A 1,054-nucleotide genomic window follows, 5' to 3' on the forward strand; every position below is an offset into this window, starting at 1 on the left:
GCCGGCCTCGTCGGGGGTCAGCGCCGCGCCCAGCCACCCGTCGGCGAGCCGGCCCACCCGGCGCAGCGACTTGGGGCCGCTGCCGCCGAGCCACAGGTCGAGCGGGCGGGTCGGCCGCGGCCGGATGGTGACGTGGTCGCAGGTGAAGTACGCGCCGGCGAACGAGACGTCCTCGCCTTCCAGGAGCAACCGCACCAGCGTGAGCGCCTCGTCCATGACCGCACCGCGCGGGCCCGGGATCGGGAACAGCGGGCGGTCGCGGGCCGTAGCGTGCTGTACGCCGAACACCGGCAGGACGCGGCGCGGCGCGAGCGACGCGAGGGTGGCGAACTCCTTGGCCACGGCGACCGGATTGCGCCCCGGCAGGACGGTGACGCCGCTGCCGAGCTTGAGCCGGGTGGTGCGGCCGGCGGCATAGGCGATGCCGACGCTCGGGTCGGGCAGGTCGCCGCTGATCAGGTCCGGCAGCCACAGCGAGTCCACCCCGATCTTCTCCATGTGGTCGACGACGTCGCCGAAGGTAGCGGGGTCGGCGGGGTCGCGCGGGCCGAGCCCGACTCCGATGCGAAGTTTCATGGCGTCAGCCAAACCCGGATATCGGACCGGGTCAAGCAAGCGTCGCCGCGTCGCCCGGCCGGAGCGGTGCCCCGCCGGAAAGCCGGTCGGCAGCCGTGCGCAATTCGGCGATGTACGCGCGGCGCTCCGCGAGCCCGACCGCCGCGCGCAGTGGGCCGATCTGGAGCTCGTGGCCGGCCGCCCCGCACGCGTCCCTGACCGGTACGGCGAGGTAGCTGAGAGGCAGCGCCGTCTCCGTCGTCAGGTCGGCCTCGGTGTACGCGTGCGCGCTGATCGACGCGAGCTGGTCCAACACGCGTGCGCGCAAGCCGGCCCGGCCGGGGTGTTCGTCCAGCAACCCGACCACGTCCTGGAGGACTTCGAGCAGCGCGCCCGAATCGCCGCGCGGGCGCCAGGCCGCGACCCCGTGCGCGCGGATCGTGTCGAGCGCGGGGGCCAGCTCGGGAGCATGCGCGAGCCACGCGGCGCGTTCCGCGGC

Annotated in this window: 1 protein-coding gene and 1 pseudogene; both read right to left on the bottom strand. The window is 74.9% G+C overall.

Features of this window, described 5'->3' with window-relative positions:
• The coding region (locus GT354_RS31855; RefSeq protein WP_161359853.1) for an LLM class flavin-dependent oxidoreductase at positions 1 to 576 on the bottom strand (576 nt) is incomplete at its 3' end.
• A 31-nt stretch (positions 577 to 607) separates the two neighbouring features.
• A pseudogene (locus tag GT354_RS31860) lies at positions 608 to 1,054 on the bottom strand (hypothetical protein); the annotation flags it as partial.

The organism is Streptomyces sp. SID3343, from assembly GCF_009865215.1.
Classification (GTDB): Bacteria; Actinomycetota; Actinomycetes; order Streptomycetales; family Streptomycetaceae; genus Embleya.